General features: G+C 67.9%; 21 protein-coding genes. 9 read left to right on the forward strand and 12 right to left on the reverse strand.

The window, feature by feature from the left end; all coding sequences use genetic code 11:
• Positions 1-9: 9 nt before the first annotated feature.
• Both CHC02_RS14690 and CHC02_RS14695 read left to right on the forward strand, forming a co-directional pair.
• Entirely contained in the window at positions 10-939 is a 930-nt protein-coding gene (locus CHC02_RS14690; protein WP_089392198.1) for an electron transfer flavoprotein subunit alpha/FixB family protein, read from the forward strand.
• Between the two features lie 79 nt (positions 940-1,018).
• On the forward strand, positions 1,019-2,269 hold the full coding sequence (locus tag CHC02_RS14695) for an OprD family porin (protein WP_089392199.1): 1,251 nt from the start codon (positions 1,019-1,021) through the stop codon (positions 2,267-2,269).
• 57 nt (positions 2,270-2,326) lie between these two features.
• Here the strand turns inward: CHC02_RS14695 and CHC02_RS14700 are convergent, their stop codons facing one another.
• Positions 2,327-2,860 (reverse strand): DUF488 domain-containing protein, encoded by a 534-nt coding sequence (locus CHC02_RS14700; protein WP_089392200.1) that lies wholly within the window; start codon positions 2,858-2,860, stop codon positions 2,327-2,329.
• A 12-nt stretch (positions 2,861-2,872) separates the two neighbouring features.
• On the reverse strand, positions 2,873-3,082 hold the full coding sequence (locus tag CHC02_RS14705; RefSeq protein ID WP_089392201.1) for a hypervirulence associated TUDOR domain-containing protein: 210 nt from the start codon (positions 3,080-3,082) through the stop codon (positions 2,873-2,875).
• A 249-nt stretch (positions 3,083-3,331) separates the two neighbouring features.
• Here CHC02_RS14705 and CHC02_RS14710 point away from each other — a divergent pair, with 249 nt between their 5' ends.
• From CHC02_RS14710 to CHC02_RS14730, 5 genes are all read left to right on the forward strand, one after another.
• Positions 3,332-3,862 carry an iron transporter gene (locus CHC02_RS14710; RefSeq protein WP_089392202.1) on the forward strand — a complete coding sequence of 177 codons (531 nt, stop codon included), beginning with the start codon at positions 3,332-3,334 and terminating at the stop codon, positions 3,860-3,862.
• A gap of 59 nt (positions 3,863-3,921) precedes the next feature.
• A complete protein-coding gene (locus CHC02_RS14715) occupies positions 3,922-4,248 on the forward strand; it encodes a cupredoxin domain-containing protein (protein WP_089392323.1) in 327 nt (108 codons plus the stop codon).
• A gap of 13 nt (positions 4,249-4,261) precedes the next feature.
• Positions 4,262-5,113, forward strand: coding sequence for an FTR1 family iron permease (locus CHC02_RS14720; protein ID WP_089392203.1), 852 nt, complete (start codon positions 4,262-4,264; stop codon positions 5,111-5,113).
• Positions 5,110-6,483, forward strand: a complete 1,374-nt coding sequence (locus CHC02_RS14725; protein WP_089392204.1) for a 4Fe-4S binding protein — start codon at positions 5,110-5,112, stop codon at positions 6,481-6,483. Before CHC02_RS14720 ends, CHC02_RS14725 begins: the two co-directional genes overlap by 4 nt.
• Positions 6,484-6,833: 350 nt before the next feature.
• Entirely contained in the window at positions 6,834-8,111 is a 1,278-nt protein-coding gene (locus CHC02_RS14730; RefSeq protein ID WP_089392205.1) for a putative porin, read from the forward strand.
• A 1,516-nt stretch (positions 8,112-9,627) separates the two neighbouring features.
• Here CHC02_RS14730 and CHC02_RS30215 read toward each other — a convergent pair.
• The 7 genes from CHC02_RS30215 to cydP form a co-directional block, all read right to left on the reverse strand.
• Complete coding sequence (locus CHC02_RS30215; RefSeq protein WP_158546448.1) at positions 9,628-9,801, reverse strand: hypothetical protein; 174 nt, start codon at positions 9,799-9,801, stop codon at positions 9,628-9,630.
• Between the two features lie 63 nt (positions 9,802-9,864).
• Positions 9,865-10,242, reverse strand: a complete 378-nt coding sequence (locus CHC02_RS14735) for a hypothetical protein (protein WP_089392206.1) — start codon at positions 10,240-10,242, stop codon at positions 9,865-9,867.
• 36 nt (positions 10,243-10,278) lie between these two features.
• Positions 10,279-10,578, reverse strand: coding sequence for a cyd operon YbgE family protein (locus CHC02_RS14740; RefSeq protein ID WP_089392207.1), 300 nt, complete (start codon positions 10,576-10,578; stop codon positions 10,279-10,281).
• Positions 10,559-10,675, reverse strand: a complete 117-nt coding sequence (cydX, locus tag CHC02_RS14745) for a cytochrome bd-I oxidase subunit CydX (protein ID WP_089392208.1) — start codon at positions 10,673-10,675, stop codon at positions 10,559-10,561. The genes CHC02_RS14740 and cydX overlap by 20 nt, the downstream gene beginning before the upstream one ends.
• 12 nt (positions 10,676-10,687) lie before the next feature.
• Complete coding sequence (gene cydB, locus CHC02_RS14750) at positions 10,688-11,824, reverse strand: cytochrome d ubiquinol oxidase subunit II (RefSeq protein WP_089392209.1); 1,137 nt, start codon at positions 11,822-11,824, stop codon at positions 10,688-10,690.
• A 10-nt stretch (positions 11,825-11,834) separates the two neighbouring features.
• Complete coding sequence (locus CHC02_RS14755) at positions 11,835-13,409, reverse strand: cytochrome ubiquinol oxidase subunit I (protein WP_089392210.1); 1,575 nt, start codon at positions 13,407-13,409, stop codon at positions 11,835-11,837.
• The gene (gene cydP, locus CHC02_RS14760) at positions 13,409-13,606 is read right to left on the reverse strand and encodes a cytochrome oxidase putative small subunit CydP (RefSeq protein WP_244160937.1); all 198 of its coding nucleotides are present in this window, start codon (positions 13,604-13,606) and stop codon (positions 13,409-13,411) included. The genes CHC02_RS14755 and cydP overlap by 1 nt, the downstream gene beginning before the upstream one ends.
• Before the next feature lie 184 nt (positions 13,607-13,790).
• On the opposite strand from cydP, the gene CHC02_RS14765 reads away from it, so the two are divergent.
• Together CHC02_RS14765 and CHC02_RS14770 are read left to right on the forward strand one after the other, a co-directional pair.
• The gene (locus CHC02_RS14765) at positions 13,791-13,988 is read left to right on the forward strand and encodes a YgaP family membrane protein (protein ID WP_089392212.1); all 198 of its coding nucleotides are present in this window, start codon (positions 13,791-13,793) and stop codon (positions 13,986-13,988) included.
• Between the two features lie 184 nt (positions 13,989-14,172).
• Positions 14,173-14,406: a metal-sensing transcriptional repressor gene (locus tag CHC02_RS14770; RefSeq protein WP_089392213.1), complete on the forward strand. Its 234-nt coding sequence runs from the start codon at positions 14,173-14,175 to the stop codon at positions 14,404-14,406.
• A 44-nt stretch (positions 14,407-14,450) separates the two neighbouring features.
• Here the strand turns inward: CHC02_RS14770 and CHC02_RS14775 are convergent, their stop codons facing one another.
• The 3 genes from CHC02_RS14775 to CHC02_RS14785 form a co-directional block, all read right to left on the reverse strand.
• Positions 14,451-15,245, reverse strand: a complete 795-nt coding sequence (locus CHC02_RS14775; RefSeq protein ID WP_089392214.1) for a sulfite exporter TauE/SafE family protein — start codon at positions 15,243-15,245, stop codon at positions 14,451-14,453.
• Between the two features lie 10 nt (positions 15,246-15,255).
• A complete protein-coding gene (locus tag CHC02_RS14780) occupies positions 15,256-16,938 on the reverse strand; it encodes a bifunctional protein tyrosine phosphatase family protein/NAD(P)/FAD-dependent oxidoreductase (RefSeq protein ID WP_089392215.1) in 1,683 nt (560 codons plus the stop codon).
• An 83-nt stretch (positions 16,939-17,021) separates the two neighbouring features.
• The gene (locus CHC02_RS14785) at positions 17,022-17,960 is read right to left on the reverse strand and encodes an MBL fold metallo-hydrolase (RefSeq protein WP_089392216.1); all 939 of its coding nucleotides are present in this window, start codon (positions 17,958-17,960) and stop codon (positions 17,022-17,024) included.
• Positions 17,961-18,106 lie beyond the last annotated feature (146 nt).

Here is an 18,106-nt window from a genome sequence, read left to right on the forward strand (position 1 = left end):
AGTAATCTGATGGCTATCCTGGTAATCGCTGAGCACAACAACGGCGTCCTGGGCGCTGCCACCCTGAACACCGTCGCTGCCGCACAGAAGATCGGTGGCGATGTCGCCGTCCTGGTCGCCGGCGCGAACGTCGGCGCCGTGGCCGAAGCCGCCGCCAAGGTCGCGGGCGTTGCCAGGGTGCTGGTCGCCGACGACGACGCCTATGCCCACCAGCTGCCGGAGAACATCGCGCCGCTGGTGGTTTCCATCGCCCGGAACTTCACCCACGTGCTGGCCCCGGCCACCACCAGCGGCAAGAACTACCTGCCGCGCGTCGCCGCGCTGCTGGACGTCGACCAGGTCTCCGAGATCGTCGACGTGGTCAGCGCCGACACCTTCAAGCGCCCGATCTACGCCGGCAACGCCATCGCCACCGTGCAGTCCTCGGCGCCGATCAAGGTCATCACCGTGCGCACCACCGGCTTCGACGCCGTCGCCGCCGAAGGCGGCAATGCGGGCATCGAGGCGCTGGACGAGGTCTTCGATGCGCGCAGCTCGACCTTCGTCGGTGAAGCGCTGGCCAAGTCCGACCGTCCGGAACTGACCGCCGCCAGGATCGTGGTCTCCGGTGGCCGCGGCATGGGCAACGGCGACAACTTCAAGCTCCTCTACGCCCTGGCCGACAAGCTGGGCGCCGCCGTCGGCGCTTCCCGCGCCGCGGTCGACGCCGGCTTCGTGCCCAACGACATGCAGGTCGGCCAGACCGGCAAGATAGTCGCGCCCCAGCTCTACGTAGCGGTGGGCATCTCCGGTGCCATCCAGCACCTGGCGGGCATGAAGGACTCCAAGGTCATCGTCGCCATCAACAAGGACGAGGAGGCGCCGATCTTCCAGGTTGCCGACTACGGCCTGGTGGGCGACCTGTTCGAGCTCGTCCCGGCGCTGGAAAAGGCCGTCTGAGCCCCAGCCCACCCCTTGCCGGGCCGGACACCTCCGGCCCGGCGTTTCGCCAACACCCCTGCAGAAAGAAACAAGAACAATGACTATTCGTCGACTCCCTGTGCTGATCTCCGGACTGGCGCTGCTGCCCCCGTTCGCCCATGCCGACTTCCTGGCCGACAGCAAGGCCAGCCTCGAAATGCGCAATTTCTACTTCAACCGCGACTACCGCCAGTCCGGCGCGACGCAGTCCTACTCGGAGGAGTGGGCGCAGGGCTTCCTGCTGCGCTACGAATCCGGCTACACCGAGGGCACCGTCGGCGTGGGCGTCGACGCCCTGGGCCTGCTGGGCCTGAAGCTCGACTCCAGCCCCGACCGCTCCGGCTCCGGCCTGCTGCCGTACTCGGCCAGCGACCGCCGCGCCGCCGACGACTACAGCGACCTGGGCCTGACCGCCAAGCTGCGCCTGTCCCGCAGCACGCTGAAGGTCGGCACCCTGCTGCCCAAGCTGCCGGTGGTGCAGTACAACGACACCCGCCTGCTGCCGCAGACCTTCCAGGGCGCGCTGGTGGAGTCGAAGGAACTCGACGACCTCGACCTGCAGGCCGGCCAGCTGCGCCAGGTCAAGCAGCGCGACTCGTCCAACGCCGAGGACCTCAGTGTCACCCGCGGCAACAAGCGCAACATCAGCGCCGGCAGCCACCTCACCAGCGACCGCTTCAACCTGGCCGGCGGCACCTACCGCTGGAGCGAAAACCTCAGCACCAGCTACCACTACGCCAATCTCGAAGACCTCTACCGCCAGCACTACCTGGCTCTGCTGCACGTCCTGCCGATCGCCGCGGGCCAGTCGCTGAAGTCCGACATCCGCTGGGCGCGCTCCAGCGACGACGGCGGCAGCAACGTCGACAACCGCGCGCTCAACGCGATGTTCACCTACAGGCTGGACAACCACGCCTTCGGCCTGGGCTACCAGCGCATGTCCGGCGACACCGGCTTCGCCTACCTGGCCGGCACCGACCCGTACCTGGTCAACTACGTGCAGATCGGCGACTTCGCCAACAAGGACGAACGCTCCTGGCAACTGCGCTACGACTACAACTTCGCCGCCCTGGGCCTGCCCGGGCTGAGCCTGATGACGCGCTACCTGCGCGGCGACAACATCGACCTGCTCGATGGCCAGGGCGACGGCAAGGAGTGGGAGCGCGACACCGACGTCGGCTACGTGGTGCAAGGCGGGGCGCTGAAGAACCTCGGCTTCAAGGTGCGCAACAGCACCTTCCGCAGCAGCTTCGGCAACGACATGGACGAGACGCGGCTGATCGTCAGCTACAGCCTGCCGCTCTGGTAAGGCGAGGGCGGGCCGGAAGGGCGTCGCGTTCCGGCATCCGCCTGCGGCCCGCAGGGCTCAGGCCGCGGGATAGGCGACCGAGCCATCCGCCTGGACGACGGCGCCGGCCGTCAGCCGGGCGGGTTCCAGGCGGCTTTCGGCCATGATGTGGAAGACCGTCTCGCCCCGGGCGACGAGGTAGTCGCTGACGATGCGGCGGTGGCAGCGCCACCACAGGGCTTCCGCGCACATGATCGCGCAGCGCCGCTGGCGCCCGGCCTCCAGCAGCTGCTCCAGGCCCTGGCGGAACGGCGCCGAGAGCGCGTAGTCGGCGTAGTTGTGGAAGCTGCGGTTGGCCCAGAAGCCATTGACCTGCGCCGGCAGGCCCCGGGCCTTGCCGCGCAGCCCGCCGAGCGCGGCCAGGTGCTCGTAGCCGATGCCGCAGCCTGCCAGCGCCGCGGGAAGCGTATCGGCATTGAACTGCGGGTTGCTCGCGGAGCGCGGAACCTTGCGGATGTCCACGACCAGCCCGACGCCAGGCCCGCGCAACAGCTCGACGAACGCCTCCAGGCTGCGGTTGGAATGGCCGATGGTGAAGAACGGAAGCTTCACGCGATGCCCGCGTCACGCCAGGGTGAGGGCGCTGCCCTTGTGCGCCGCGACGTGGTCGGTCCTGTCGCTCTTGATCTCGTACTGCGGCTCGTCTTCCGAGGCGTGATGGCGGTGGCCCTTGTAGTCGAAGTCGCGGGTGTGGATGGCGATGATCGTCCCCGACACCCGGCCGGCCTCGGAATTCCAGCTCACATGGTCGCCAATCTCGAATCGCTTGGTCATCGCCCAGTCTCCTCTTCGATACGGGCGCCATCCGGGGCCGGGCAGGCCGCACCGGGAATCGACGCCGCGAAAGTGGAAGTGCTCAGCTTAGCCCAGTTGCCGATACGGGGCGGCAGGCCCTCATGGCCCTGCCGCGCAGGCTTTGCGGATTTACCTCAGGAATTCTTGATACAAATCATTCTCAATGACGTCGATTGGCGCCTAAATGCGGGCTCGTGATTCCCCATCCCCAGAGCCAAGGAGAAGACCATGCGAATCAACCGTGCCGTTCCCGTGATACTGGCGCTCGCCGCCCCGTTCGCGGTGGCCAAGGAATACCCCATCGGTGCCCCGCAGGCCTGCGGCGGGATGGAGATCGGCGCGGTGTACCTGCAGCCGATCGAGATGGACCCGCCGGGGATGATGCGCGCCGCCGCGCAGTCCGACGTGCACCTGGAGGCCGACATCGCCGCCACCGCCGACAACCCCAACGGCTTCCAGGAAGGCAGCTGGATTCCCCACCTGCGGGTGGCCTACGAACTGCGCAAGGACGGCAGCGACCAGGTCCTCAAGGGCGACTTCCACGGCATGGTGGCCAGCGACGGCCCGCACTACGGCGATAACCTCAAGCTGCTCGGGCCGGGCAAGTACCACCTGAGCTACACCATCCTGCCACCGTCGGAAGCCTCCATGTTCGGCCGCCACGTCGACAAGGAAACCGGCGTGGCGCCCTGGTTCAAGGAGTGCAAGGTGGAATACGACTTCACCTATGCCGGCATCGGCAAGAAAGGCGGCTACTGATGCGCGGGCCGCGCCCGCTGCGGGTGCGGCGTTCCCTTCCCGAGAGTCGCGAGGCCGTCATGTTGCGCTCGTTCTTCTGCCTGCTGGCATTGTCGTTCGCCGTTGCCGCGAAGGCGGCGCCGCTCCCCACCTATGAGCTGACCATCAGCGATGGCCACTTCACCCCCCGGACCCTGGAAGTGCCCGCCGGGCAGCGCTTCAAGGTCGTGGTGCGCAACGCCGGCAGCGGGCCGGCGGAGTTCGAGAGCACGCCGCTGCGGGTGGAGAAGGTGCTCTCGCCGGGCGTCACCTCCTTCGTGGTGATCCACCCCCTGCGGCCCGGCCGCTATCCCTTCTTCGACGAGTTCCACATGGACCTGCCGCAAGGCGAGATCGTGGCGCACTGACCGGGAGCCAAGCATGCTGCAATCCCTGTTCATCGTCTGGCGCGAAAGCGTCGAGGCGCTTCTGGTCGTCGGCATCCTGCATGCCTGGCTCTGCCATCGCCCGGAGCCGGCGCGCGGCCTGCGCATGCTCTGGAGCGGGGTGATGCTGGGCGTGGTGCTGGCCTGCTCGCTGGCCGCGCTCTTCATGCTGGCCGGGGAGTGGCTGGCGGGGCCGTCCGGCGAATGGTTCCAGGCCGCCATGGTGCTCTGCGCCAGCCTGCTGATCCTGCAGATGGTGGTGTGGATGCACCGCCACGGGCGCGGCATGAAGCGCCAACTGGAGCAGGATGCCGAGCGCAGCCTCGCCGAGGACGGCGGCTGGGGCGTGCTGCTGCTGGCGATGCTGGCGGTGGCCCGCGAAGGCAGCGAGACGGTGGTGTTCCTCTACGGCATCGGCGCGCAGCAGGGGGCGGACTGGACCTGGTTCGCGCTGGGCGGCGTGCTCGGCTTCCTGCTGGCGCTGGCCACCTACGCCGCGCTGCAGTGGTCCTCGCGGATACTGAGCTGGCGGCGTTTCTTCCGTGTCAGCGAAGTCCTCCTGCTACTGCTCGGCGGCGCCTTGCTGATGGCGGCGCTGGACCGGGTGGCGGGGCAGGTCATGGCGCTGGACCTGCCCGAGTGGTGCTACGGGCTGTTCGGCGACCCGCTGTGGGACACCTCCGCCTGGCTCGGCGACGGCCACGGCCTGGGGGCGGCCCTGGCCGGGTTCGCCGGTTACCGCGCCGCGCCCTCGCTGCTGGCGGTGCTGCTGCTGCCGGCCTACTGGGCGCTGGCAAGCTACCTGTGCCGGCGCGGCGAGCCTCGCGCCGAGGCCCGGCTGGCATGAGCGACGCACCTTCCCCGCTGGCCCGGCTGGGGGACGGCATGCGCCGGCATGCCGGGCTGATCCGTGCGCTGCAATGGGCCGTGGTGCTGTTCTACGCGGTGCTGCTGGTCGTCCCGGCCTGCCTGGACCTGCCCCCGCCGCAGGCGCGCATGCTGGACAACCTGGCGGTGTTCGCGCAGTTCGTGTTCTGGGGCATCTGGTGGCCCTTCGTGCTGCTGTCGATGCTGCTGTTCGGGCGGCTCTGGTGCGGGCTGTTCTGCCCCGAGGGCGCGCTCAGCGAATGGGCGAGCCGGCACGGCCGCGGGCGCGGCGTCCCGCGCTGGATGCGCTGGGGCGGCTGGCCGTTCGTGGCCTTCTGCCTGACCACCCTGTACGGGCAACTGGTCAGCGTCTACGACTACGCGCTGCCGGCGCTGCTGATCCTCGGCGGCTCGACCCTGGCGGCGATGCTGGTGGGGTTCCTGTACGGGCGTGGCAAGCGCGTCTGGTGCCGCTACCTGTGCCCGGTCAGCGGCGTGTTCAACCTGCTCGCGCGGTTGGCGCCGGTGCACTTCCGCGTCGACGAACAGCGCTGGCTGGCCAATGCCGGGCCGCACCTGCCGACGCCCAACTGCGCCCCGCTGATCGACATCCGCCGCATGACCGGCTGCGCCGACTGCCATTCCTGCGGCCGCTGCAGCGGCCAGCGCGGCGCCGTGGCCCTGAGCCCGCGCTGGCCGAATGAGGAAATCGTCGTCCACGGCCAGCGCACGGAAAGCCCGTGGCCCGTGCGCCTGCTGCTGTTCGGGGTGATCGGCCTGGCCATGGGCGCCTTCAACTGGACGCTCAGCCCCTGGTTCATCGCGCTCAAGCAGGCGGGCGCGGAATGGCTGGTGGCGCGGGGCATCGTCTGGCCGCTGGAGGCCAACGCGCCCTGGTGGGTGCTGACGCACTACCCGCAGAACAACGACGCCTTCACCTGGCTCGATGGCGGCGCGCTGGTGGTCTACGTGCTGGCCTGGGCGCTGCTCATGGGCGGCTGGCTGACAGCGGCGCTGCGCCTGGCCGGCCGGGTGGCGGGGCAGGGCCGGGCAGTGCATGCGCACCTGGCCCAGGCGCTGATCCCGCTGGGCGCCTGCGGGCTGTTCCTGGGGCTTTCGGCCACCACCGTGAAACTGCTGCGCTACGAAGGGCTGGCCCTCGGCTGGGTGCAGCCGGCGCGGGCCCTGCTGCTGGCGGGCGCCTGTATCTGGACGCTGTGGCTGGGCTGGCGGATCCTCCGCCGCCGCGGCGTCGCGCCCTTGCGTCAAACCGGTGCCCTGGCCTGCCTGGCGCTGGCCTGCGTGCCGGTGCTGGGCGGCTGGTGGTTGATGTTCTGGGGTTGGAGCTGAGGCGGCGAGGCCAATCTATTCAGTGACTCGGAAGAACTTCCATTCGACCGAAAATAGAAGGGTTCTTCACTTTTAAAATGCTAGGTATTTCCCGCTCGCCAATATAGCCGCTGCGCGTAAAAACACCCTCGCCAAATAGTATATGAATTCGCGATTCATAAGGGCTGCAAGGGCTCTTTATGTTCTGCTTGTTCATGTCCCGCCTTTGCCTGAAACCATTCTGAAATATTCAAAAAACAAGAATCTTCCCCGGTTTGGGGACAAGGACTTCGCCTGTGGCGGAGAACTTTGTGGGAAACGAATTAATTGGGTGGCAGTTGCCGCCTTTATCGGATTTCAGGAGATTCTTGATGCGTAGTATTTCTGCACTGGGCGGGATGGGGATTTGTGCCGGGGCATTGCTCGTTCTGAGTGTTCCGGCGCAGGCGGGGGTCGATGCCAGGCTGTTGGAAATGCTCAAGGCCAATGGCTCGATCAGCGCCGCCCAGTACACCGAACTCACGGCCGAGCTGGACAAGGAGAACCAGGTCGCCGCGGAGCAGGCCAAGGCGAAGAAGGAGCAGATGAGCGCCTTCGAGCAGAGCATCGCCTGGGCCGCCAGGACCCGGGTGAAGGGCGACGTCCGAGTGCGCCAGGAAACCGTGCATGCGCAGAACAGCGGCACCAAGGGGGACCAGAACCGCCAGCGCATCCGCGCCCGGGTCGGCTTCTACAGCCAGATCAACCCGCAGGTGGACACCGGCATCCGAATTGCCACCGGCAGTGGCGACGATGCCCGCTCCACCAACCAGAGCATGGACAACTACTTCGACAAGAAGCAGCTGTGGCTGGACCAGGCCTATATCGACTTCCACCCCGCCGCGGTGAAGAACCTGCACCTGATCGGCGGCAAGATGAGCCAGCCGTGGGTCAGCGAAGGCGACGTCATCTGGGACGGCGACATCAACCCCGAAGGCCTTGCCGTCACCTACAAGTATCCGCTGGGTGGCAGTGCCGAACTGTTCGGTAGCGCGGGCTACTTCGACCTGAAGGACAACGTCGATGGCGAAGGTTATGCGTTCCAGCATGACCTGCGCCTGTACAGTGGCCAGTTCGGCACGCGTTTCAGCCCCGTCGACGGCATCAAGGCGACCCTCGGGGCGAGCCTCTACGCGTACGACAACGATGCCGACAGCGCTTGCGGTTCGGCCACCATGACGCCGTGCCAGCTTTCCGCCAATGGCAATACCACCAAGGACTTCCGCCTCTACGAAGGTTTCGGCCAGTTGGACTTCGGCAACCTGCCGGTTCCGCTTTCGCTTTACGGCCAGTATGTGGTCAACCAGGCGACCGACAGTAATGCGGATACGGCCTGGCTGACCGGTGCAAAGACCAGGCTGGGTGATTTCAGCTTCGACTACAACTATCGCGACGTACAGCGCAACGCGGTGGTCGGCGCCTTTACCGATTCGGACTTCGCCAATGGCTATAGCGCATCCCGCGGCCACAAGTTCAAGGTCGCCTACGATATCGACAAGAACTTCGCCCTGGGCGCCACTTACTTCATGGCCAAGTCGGACGCCGCCAGTGGTACGCGTAACGATGCGGACATCGATACGCTGCAACTGGACCTGGAAGCCAAGTTCTAGGTTTGTTGCGGATTAACAAACCTTTTTCGAAGTATCAGTTAATACCGCGTGTTCCATATATCGAGGGTCGCCCGTTGACTTCATTCAAACCGTCTTGAGTTCGTGAATGCCGGCTTCGGCCGTCCGATTCATTCCCCTTGGCCGCCACGACGACCCCATGCGTCGTGGCGGCTTTTTCGTGGGGGATCAGAGAGCTTTGTGTAGAAGCGGGCCCTGCCCGCGATTTCGCGCTCAGGCGCGCTCCTACATGGGAATGGTGTCGGTGGGGCGGCAAGGAGCGAATCTCATCCGCGAACCGCGCCGGAACCTCCGGCTATCGCGGACAAGGTCCTACGCCCGCGCTTCCTGGAACCGTAGGAGCGGACTCTGTCCGCGATTCGGCGGATAACGCCGTAGGCGTTATGCGCCCTACGGGGAGCCCGGGAGCTTCGCGGTTTCGCATCACGCCGAACGGTCCCCTCTCCCGCTTGCGGGGGAGGGTTAGGGAGGGGGAGCGGAGCCAGGGTTCGCGAGCAAGCTCGCTCCTACGAAAAGCAAAAGCGCTTTTGCTCTGGCGTTTGGGACTTCCAGAGAAACCACCGAGCGCACCGGAACGCCCCTTCAGAAGGCCGAGCGAAACCGGCGCTCAGGAGGTCATGCGACATGGATGTCGCTAGAGCCCCGATCAGCACAGGGACGTGCTGTCGGGGCGGGCCTCCGTGGCGGGGGAGTTCGCGAGGGTAGCCCGGCTCCATCGGGCCCGTATGTCGGGGCAAGCCTTTTTGGTTCCTTTTTGCGGGGGTGGCCTTCCACCGTTTGACAAAAGGGACTCGCCCGAGGGGGCGAAACAAGAAACATCAACGCACTCGGAGCGGCGCGCTACACCAAGCCCCCAAGTTTTTGGGTTATACCCCTTCGGGCCAGCGCAAGCGCTGTTCGCGATGGAGCCGCGTCCCGCGTTCGCGGGAATGACGAGGTTAAGTGAGGTGCGCGGAACAAAGGTTCGCGAGCAAGAGCTAGGCGCCCCCCTCGATCCTACGAAGAGCATCCATGCGCGGACCGTCAGACAGTTGCTCCTACGGGGGAGAAATACCGTGTTTCCCGGCAACCTGTAGGAGCGGTCCCTGCCCGCGATTTCGCGCGCAGGGCGCGTTCCTACATGGGAATGGTGTCGGTGGGGCGGCAAGGAGCGGATCTCATCCGCGAACCGTGCCGGAACCTCCGGCTATCGCGGACAAGGTCCGCTCGACAGGCGGGACGACGGAGCCGGGGCCAACGGCGGATAACGCCCGGGGCGTTATGCGCCCTACGGTGCGATGGGGGAACGCCCGAGGGCGGGATAACCGGCCGGCGTCCTTGCCTGGCCCCCTCGGGCGCTCGGTTTCACTATGTTTCCGCCTGAGGCCCGGAGCGATTGACCGGGATCAATGCCTGCGGGCTGTTTCCGTGCGCAATGGTCGCACCGTTCAGTTGTCGTTCAGGTTTGGCGCTTCTTGCCCCGGGCCGGTGGGGCCATTCCCGCCAGGCCCTGGCAGGATCAGCTTCCTTGCACCCAGTCGCGGGGATCCTGGGAGAAGTAGTGCCTGTTCAGGTCCAGGGCGTCGTAGGCGGCGGGATCGGCGTCGCGCTTCTCCCGGGCCTTCTCCAGCTGGGCGCAGCCCGTGGAGAAGAGAATGGCGAGCAACGGAATGACGATGGAAAGGCTTTTCATGTTCGAACCTGCCAGGTCGAGTTGAACCGGAATATGGGGTTTGTGGTGCCGTCGGATGGCCCGCTAGCGTGGAGGGCCTTCCGTTGTGCAGATGCCGCTGCCCGCTGCCGGGGCGGTATGGAACCTCAGCCAGAAAGCCTCGCGGCACGTGGAGTCGAACGTCATGCGCCTGGGCTGTACCACGGCGGCCGCAGGGCCGTCGCGAACGACCTCGTAGGTGATCCAGCACTCGGCGCACAGCAGGGTTTCATCCGGCGGGTAGTCGTCCCGTTCCAGCATGCGGCGGATGATCACGCCATCGCTGAACTCGTAGGTGGAGATCGACTGCCGGACTTCGAAGCCATTCTCATGCCAGTGGGTGCTGGTGGTGCTTTCGCGGACGATCCGGGGCTGCGTCGAGGTACCCAGGATCGCCGCGGCGTAGTGGGCCAGGTGGTGCATGGGCGTGGTTCTTTCGATGTGAAGGGAAGGGCGGCCTCAGCTCGTCCGCACGTAGAGCAGCAGGCCATAGCCCAGCAGCATCAGCGGCCAGGCCACGGCCGGCCCGAACAGCAGGGCCCACAGCCGGCCGCGTGGATCGAAGCCCACCCCGTGGACGAAGCCGCCGCTCACCCCGAGCATCACCAGCATCAGCAGGCCATGGCTGTAGCCGCCGCGGGCATCGAGCATCAGCGCCGGGTGGATCAGCAGCACCAGCGCCAGCGGCGCCGCCAGGAGCAGCGAGGCGACGCGGCTCCAGCGGCGGCACAGGGCGCGTTCAGGACTGGCGGCTGTCATCGCTGTCCAGGTCCTGGGTGGTTTCCAGCCAGAGGGCGTTGATGATGCCGAAGCTGCAGGCCAGCAGCACACCGAGAATCCAGGTGAAGTACCACATGCTTGTCGCTCCTCAGTAGAGTCCGTGGGGGTTGGCATCGATGTGCCCGCGGCTCAGCCGGCCCCACATGCGCACGTAGCCCCAGAGGGTGTAGCAGAGGATCAGCGGGACGAAGATGCAGGCCACGGCGAACATGATGCCGAGGGTCTTGTGGCTGGATACCGCGTCCCACAGGGTCAGGCTGGCCGCCGGGTTCTCGCTGGAGGGGAAGACGAAGGGGAACAGCGCGAAGCCGGCGGTGCAGAGCGTGCCGACGATGGCCAGGGCGCTGCCGAGGAAGGTCAGGCCGCCCTTGCCGCCGCTGGCGCTGGCCAGGGCGATGAGCCCGCCGAGGATGCCCAGCGCCGGGGCGAGCATCGTCAGCGGCTGGCGGTGGTAGTTGGCCAGCCAGCCGGCGTTGTCCAGCGTCACTGTCTTGTGCAGCGGGTTGAGCACCGCGTTGCCGTCCACCGCCGAGACCAGGCTGAAGCCGTGCATGCCCAGGCTGACCCAGAGCCCGGCGCCGATGAAGGCCGCCAGGTACGCCAGCGCGCACAATTGCGCGGCGCGGCGCGAGCGTTCGGCCAGCTCGCCGTCGGTGCGCAGCATCAGCCAGGCGCCGCCGTGCAGGCAGAACATGCTCAGGCTGACCACCCCGGCGAGCAGGGCGAAGGGGTTGAGCAGGGCGAAGAAGCCACCGTGGTAGGCCGGCCGCATCAGCTCGTCGAGGGTGAAGGGCAGGCCCTGGAACAGGTTGCCGAAGGCCACGCCGAACACCAGCGCCGGGACGAAGCCGCCGACGAACAGCGCCCAGTCCCAGGCCTTGCGCCAGCGCGGGCTCTCCAGCTTGCTGCGGTAGTCGAAGCCCACTGGCCGGCAGAACAGCGCGAACAGCACCAGCAGCATGGCCCAGTAGAGCCCGGAGAAGGCGGTGGCGTAGACCATCGGCCAGGCGGCGAAGAGGGCGCCGCCGGCGGTGATGAACCACACCTGGTTGCCGTCCCAGTGCGGGGCGATGGTGTTGATCGCCACGCGCCGCTCGTGGTCGTCCCGGGCGACGAAGGGCAGCAGCGCCATGGCGCCCATGTCGAAGCCGTCGGTGAGGGCGAAGCCGATCAGCAGCACGCCGATCAGCACCCACCAGGTGATCTTCAGGGTTTCGTAGTCCATGGCGGGCTCCTCAGGCGGTGGCCGGGCGCTGCGCGGCGCCCTGCTCGAAGTGGTAGCGGCCGGTGTGCAGGCTCGACGGGCCGAGGCGGGCGAACCTGATCATCAGGTACATCTCCACCACCAGCAGCAGGCTGTAGAAGGCGACCAGCGCGATCAGCGAGCCCCACAGGTCGTGGGTGCCCAGGCTGGAGGCGGACAGGTGCACCGGCAGCACTTCGCCGATGGACCACGGCTGGCGGCCGTGCTCGGCGACGTACCAGCCGGTCTGCGCGGCGATCCAGGGCAGCGGCAGGCTCAGCAGCGCCCACTTCAGCAGCCAGGGCTTGCGTTCCTCGTGCTTGCGCGCCGAGGCCCAGAAGGCGCAGGCGAACAGGGCGAGCATGAGGAAGCCGCAGGCGACCATGATGCGGAAGCTGAAGAACAGCGTGAGCACGTCGGGGATGGTGTCCAGGGTGGCCAGGCGGATCTGCTCGTCGCTCGCGTCGACTACCTTGTCGGTGTATTTCTTCAGCAGCAGGCCGTAGCCCAGGTCCAGCTTGACCGCGTCGAAGGCGGCCAGGGTGGCCTTGGAAGTGTCGCCGCCGCGCAACTTCTCCAGCAGCGCATAGGCCGTCATGCCGTTGCGGATGCGCGTCTCGTGCTGCACCAGCAGGTCCTTGATGCCGGTGACCTCCTTGTCCAGCGAGCGGGTGGCGATGATGCCCAGCGCATAAGGGATCTTGATCGCGTAGTGGGTGCGCATCTGCTCCTGGTCGGGGATGCCGAACAGGGTGAAGCCGGCCGGCGCCTGCTCGGTGTTCCACTCGGCCTCGATGGCGGCCAGCTTGGTCTTCTGCACGTCGCCGATCTCGTAGCCGGATTCGTCGCCGAGGATGATCACCGAGAGGATCGAGGCCAGGCCGAAGGCCGAGGCGATGGCGAAGGAGCGGCGGGCGAAGCCCTGGTCGCGCTTCTTCAGCAGGTAGTAGCTGGAGATCGCCAGGACGAAGATGGCGCCGGTCACGTAGCCGGCGGCCACGGTGTGGACGAACTTGACCTGGGCCACCGGGTTGAACAGCAGGGCGCCGAAGTCGGTGAGTTCCATGCGCATGGTCTGGAAGTTGAATTCCGCGCCCACCGGGTTCTGCATCCAGCCGTTGGCGATCAGGATCCACAGCGCCGAGAGGTTCGAGCCCAGGGCCACCAGCCAGGTCACGCTCAGGTGCTGGACCTTCGACAGGCGATCCCAGCCGAAGAAGAACAGGCCGATGAAGGTGGACTCGAGGAAGAAGGCCATCAGCCCCTCGATGGCCAGCGGCGCGCCGAAGATGTCGCCGACGTAGTGGGAGTAGTAGGCCCAGTTGGTGCCGAACTGGAACTCCATGGTCAGCCCGGTGGTGACGCCTAGGGCGAAGTTGATGCCGAACAGCTTGCCCCAGAACTGCGTCATGTCCTTGTACACCTGCTTGCCGGTCATCACGTAGACCGACTCCATGATCGCCAGCAGGAAGGCGAGGCCCAGCGTCAATGGGACGAACAGGAAGTGGTACATCGCCGTCATGGCGAACTGCAGGCGTGACAGGTCGACTACGGCTTCGGAAATCATCACGGGGACTCCTTGGCGGGGGTGGATGTGGGCGCGGGGGTGCCCAGCAGGTGCGCGCTGACCTGCCGTTCGCCCTCGACGGGAAGGGTGGGGTGGGCGAACCAGATGGCCTTGATGGCCAGGAGCAGGGCCAGCTTGATCAGCACGATGGCCGCCAGTTCCCTGACCAGCTTCGGGTAGCGGATTGACGCACTCACTTGTGCACCTCTGGAGCGGCTGCTGTAATACCCCATAGGGTATTTAAGAAGTGCCCTTCCAATGAGATGGCAGATTGACGCAGCAGGGGGGGCGAGGTATCGCCCGAGACCTGGCCCGGCAATCCGCGCCGCTCATGTTCACCGTGCCGGATGACCCGCGCGGGAGCTGACCAAGGAGATCGTCATGAAAACGAATGTCGGGACTGTCGACCGCGCTGTGCGCATCATCGTGGGGCTGCTGCTGATCGGGCTGAGCCTCGCCGGCATGATCGGCTGGTGGGGGTGGATCGGCGTAGTGCCGCTGGCCACCGGCATCTTCCGTTTCTGCCCGGCCTACCCGCTGCTGGGCATCAGTACCTGCAAGGCCTGCAAGCGAGCCTGACGCAGGGCACGGGCCATGCCCGGCGGCTTCCCCGTCGCCGGGCTGGCTGTGCCCGGCGAACAGCGCTACCCTCACGTCCGGGCGCCGGGTTGCCAGGGATGGAGGCCGCATGGGGCCGTCACCTCGGGATGCGCGTTGGAAGGTACACGTGAGTAGAAAAACCGATATCACCCCCCAGGAAGCGATGCTCAACCGCCTGGCCCGGATCGAGGGCCAGGTGCGCGGGTTGCAGGCCATGATCCGCCGGGGCGAGGAGTGCGAGACCATCGCGCTGCAGTTCCGCGCGGCGCGCAAGGCCCTGGACAAGGCCTACCAGGAGCTGCTCGCCTGCCTGCTGGAAGAGGCCTTCGACGACCGCGAGCAGGACCCGGCGCAGACGTTGCAGCGGGTCCGGGCGATCTTCACGAAGTACACCTGAAGGCGGCGCCTGCTCGCCCTGGCGCATGCCTGGCGAATGTCCTTTCATATGACGCCCAGCGCCCCCAGGCTGCGGTAGAGCATGTACAGCGCGGTGGCGCCGATCAGGCTCGCGGACACCAGGTTCAGGGTGCCCTGGCTGCGTGACAGGCGCGTCGCCAGCCAGGCGCCGCACAGCCCGCCGGCCACCCCGCCGCTGATGAAGACCACCGCCAGCGGCCAGTCCACCAGGCCCGAGCGTGCGTAGTTGAATGCGGTGGTCAGGCCGAAGGCGGTCACCGCCACCAGCGAACTGCCCACGGCGAAGAGGATCGGCATGCGCGTGGCGGCCATCAGGCCGGGGACGATGAGGAAGCCGCCGCCGATGCCGAAGAACCCCGACAGGGCACCGGCCAGGCCGCCGAACGCCGCCAGCCGCGGGGCGTTGCCGCGGCCCAGCGCCACCGCGGCGTCCCCCTCGCTGGCGCGCCCGCGCAGCATCAGCGCCGCCACCACCAGCATCAGCAGGGCGAACAGCACCAGCAGCTTCTGGCCGTCGAAGGCCTTGCCCAGGGACGAGCCGAAGAAGGCGCCGACCATCCCGACCAGCGCGAACACCGAGGCGCAGGGCCACTTCACGTTGCCCCGGCGGGCATGGTTGAGCAGGTTGGCGGCGGCGTTGGCGGCCACCGCCAGGGCGCTGGTGCCGATGGCGACGTGGGGGTTGTCGACGCCGACCAGGTAGACCATCAGCGGCACGGCCAGGATCGAGCCGCCCCCGCCGACCAGGCCGAGGGTGAAGCCCACCAGCGATCCGGCGGCGGCGCCGAGCAGGTACTGCAACAGGCTGAGGGTCGGCATCTTGGCCTCCTCAGGCGGACTGTTCGGCGTTGCGCCGGCCGGGCGCGCAGAGCCACTCGCGGCCCTTGAGCATGGCGTTCCAGTAGATGCCCGGCAGCGCCTCGGACTTCAGGTGCCAGGCCAGGCGCGACGGCTTGCGGCCGTCGAGCAGCCAGCGCGGGAAGGTGGGCAGCAGCTTGCCGCCGTAGCCGAACTCGGCGAGCACGATCTTGCCGCGCTCCACGGTCAGCGGGCAGGAGCCGTAGCCGTCGTAGGCCGCCGTCAGGGGCTGGCCGTCGAGGCAGGCGAGGGCGTTCTGCGCCACCACCGGCGCCTGCTTGCGCGCCGCCGCGGCGGTCTTGGCGTTGGGCGCGGCGCTGGCGTCGCCGAGGGCGAAGACGTTGGCGAAGCGCGCATGGCGCAGGGTCGTCGGGTCGACGTCGATCCAGCCTGCGTCGCCGGCCAGCGGGCTGCTGCGGATGAAGTCCGGGGCGGTCTGCGGCGGGCACACGTGGAGCATGTCGAACTCGCGCACTTCCTCGTGGCGCTGGCCGTCGGCATCGGTGCGGGCGAAGGTGGCGGTGCGCGCCGGGCCGTCGACCGCCGCCAGGGTCGAGCCGAAGTTGAGCTGGGCGCGGTAGCGCTCGACGTACTCCATCAGCGTCGGCACGTAGTCCGCCACGCCGAACAGCGCGGCGCCGGCGGTGTGGAACTGGATGTCGATGCCGTCCAGGCGGCCGCCGCGCAGCCAGTGGTCGGCGGACAGGTACATGGCCTTCTGCGGCGCGCCGGCGCACTTGATCGGCATCGGCGGCTGGGTGAAGAGCGCGCGGCCGCGGTGCAGGCCACGCACCAGCTGCCAGGTGTAGGGCGCCAGGTCGAAGCGGTAGTTGGAGGTCACGCCGTTGCGCCCGAGGGTCTCGGCCAGGCCGGGGATGGCGTTCCAGTCCAGCTTCAGGCCGGGCGCCAGGACCAGCACGCGGTACCTCAGGCTGGCGCCGTTGGCCAGGATCACCCGGTCGTCCTGCGGCGCGAAGGCCGCCGCGGCGGAGCGCTCCCAGGCCACGCAGTCGGGGATCAGCGCCGCCATCGGGCGCACCGTGCGGTCGGGGGTGAAGACGCCGGCGCCGACCATGGTCCAGCCCGGCTGGTAGTAGTGCTCCGTGGCCGGCTCGACCATGCAGATGCTCAGGTTCTGGCGGCGCTTGAGCAGGCTGGCGCAGGTGGCCAGGCCGGCGGCGCCGGCGCCGATCACCACCAGGTCGTAGAGGGGCTCGCCGCGTGCCGGGCGCGGGCCTGCGGCCGCCTGCAGGCGCGGGCGCAGCTGGCCGAGATCGAAGCCGGCCCTGGCGGCGCGGGCGAGTATGTCGTCCAGGGGCCGTTGCCCCGCCTGGGACAGCGCCCAGAGCGTGGCCGAGCGGGTGCCGGTGCGGCAGTAGGCGAGCGTCGGGCCGCTCTGGCCGGCGAGGGCGGCGGAGAAGGCGCGCACGTCGGCGTCCCCGATGGCGCCGCTGATCACCGGCAGGTAGACGAAGGCGAGGCCCTGGTCGGCGGCGGCCGCGGCCATGGCCCGGCTGTCCGGCTGGCCGTCGGCCTCGCCGTCGGGGCGGTTGCAGATCAGGCCGCGGATGCCGGCGGCGGCCAGGGCGGGAAGGTCTTCGGGGTTCAGTTGCGGGGCGACGCAAAGGCCATCGTCCAGGGGCAGACGTTGCATGGCGGGTTCCTCTTCTTCTTTCGGCGGCGCAAGGCAAGGGGAGGGCGGCGGGACAGCGGCCGTCATGGCCCGCCGTCGGCGGCTCAGAGCAGGTTCAGCGGCAGCTTGAGGTAGCGCACGCCGTTGTCTTCCGGCTCCGGCAGGTGGCCGCCGCGCATGTTCACCTGCACCGAGGGCAGCATCAGGCGCGGCATCGGCAGGGTGGCGTCGCGGGCGTCGCGCATGGCGACGAACTCGGCTTCGCTCACGCCGTCGTGGACATGGACGTTGCCGGCGCGCTGCGCGCCGATGCTGGTTTCCCAGGCGTAGTGGTCGCGGCCCGGGGCCTTGTAGTCGTGGCAGAGGAATACCCGCGTGCGCCCCGGCAGGCCGAGCAGCCGGCGGATGGAGCGGAACAGCGTGGCGCTGTCGCCGCCGGGGAAGTCGCAGCGCGCCGTGCCGTAGTCGGGCATGAACAGGGTGTCGCCGGGGAATACCGCGTCGCCGATCACGTAGGCCATGCAGGCCGGGGTATGCCCGGGCACGTGCAGGGCGATGGCCTGCAGGTTGCCGATGCGGAAACTTTCGCCATCCGCGAAAAGATGATCGAACTGGCTGCCGTCGCGGGCGAAGGCGCTGCCGGCGTTGAAGATCTTGCCGAAGGTCTGCTGCACCCGGGTGATGCGTTCGCCGATGGCCAGCCGGCCACCCAGGCGCTCCTGCAGCAGCGGCGCGGCGGACAGGTGGTCGGCATGGGCGTGGGTCTCCAGCAGCCAGGCCACCCGCAGGTCGTTGGCCTGGATGAACGCCATCAGGCCCTCGGCCGATTCCTGGTGGGTGCGGCCGCTGGCCTGGTCGAAGTCGAGCACGCTGTCGATGATGGCGCAGGCGTTGCTGGCTGGGTCGCACACCACATGGCTGACGGTGAAGGTGGCTTCGTCGAAGAAGGAGGTGACCTGCGGGGCGAGGGCGCGGCCGGCGGCGGCGGCGTCGACCAGTGCGCTGGCGGCGGCCAGGGCGGCATCGGCATGGTGGGCGGACATGGGGGACGTCTCCTGCGGCATTGACCTGAATCATGCTTACACTATTTCTTTAATAGTGCAATTATGAAAACGTCGAAGTGTCGGCGTCGACGCTACCGGGCCGGGGCGGTAGCATGACGGCCTGTTCAGCCGAGGATCTGGATCAC

The organism is Pseudomonas delhiensis (assembly GCF_900187975.1).
Classification (GTDB): domain Bacteria; phylum Pseudomonadota; class Gammaproteobacteria; order Pseudomonadales; family Pseudomonadaceae; genus Pseudomonas; species Pseudomonas delhiensis.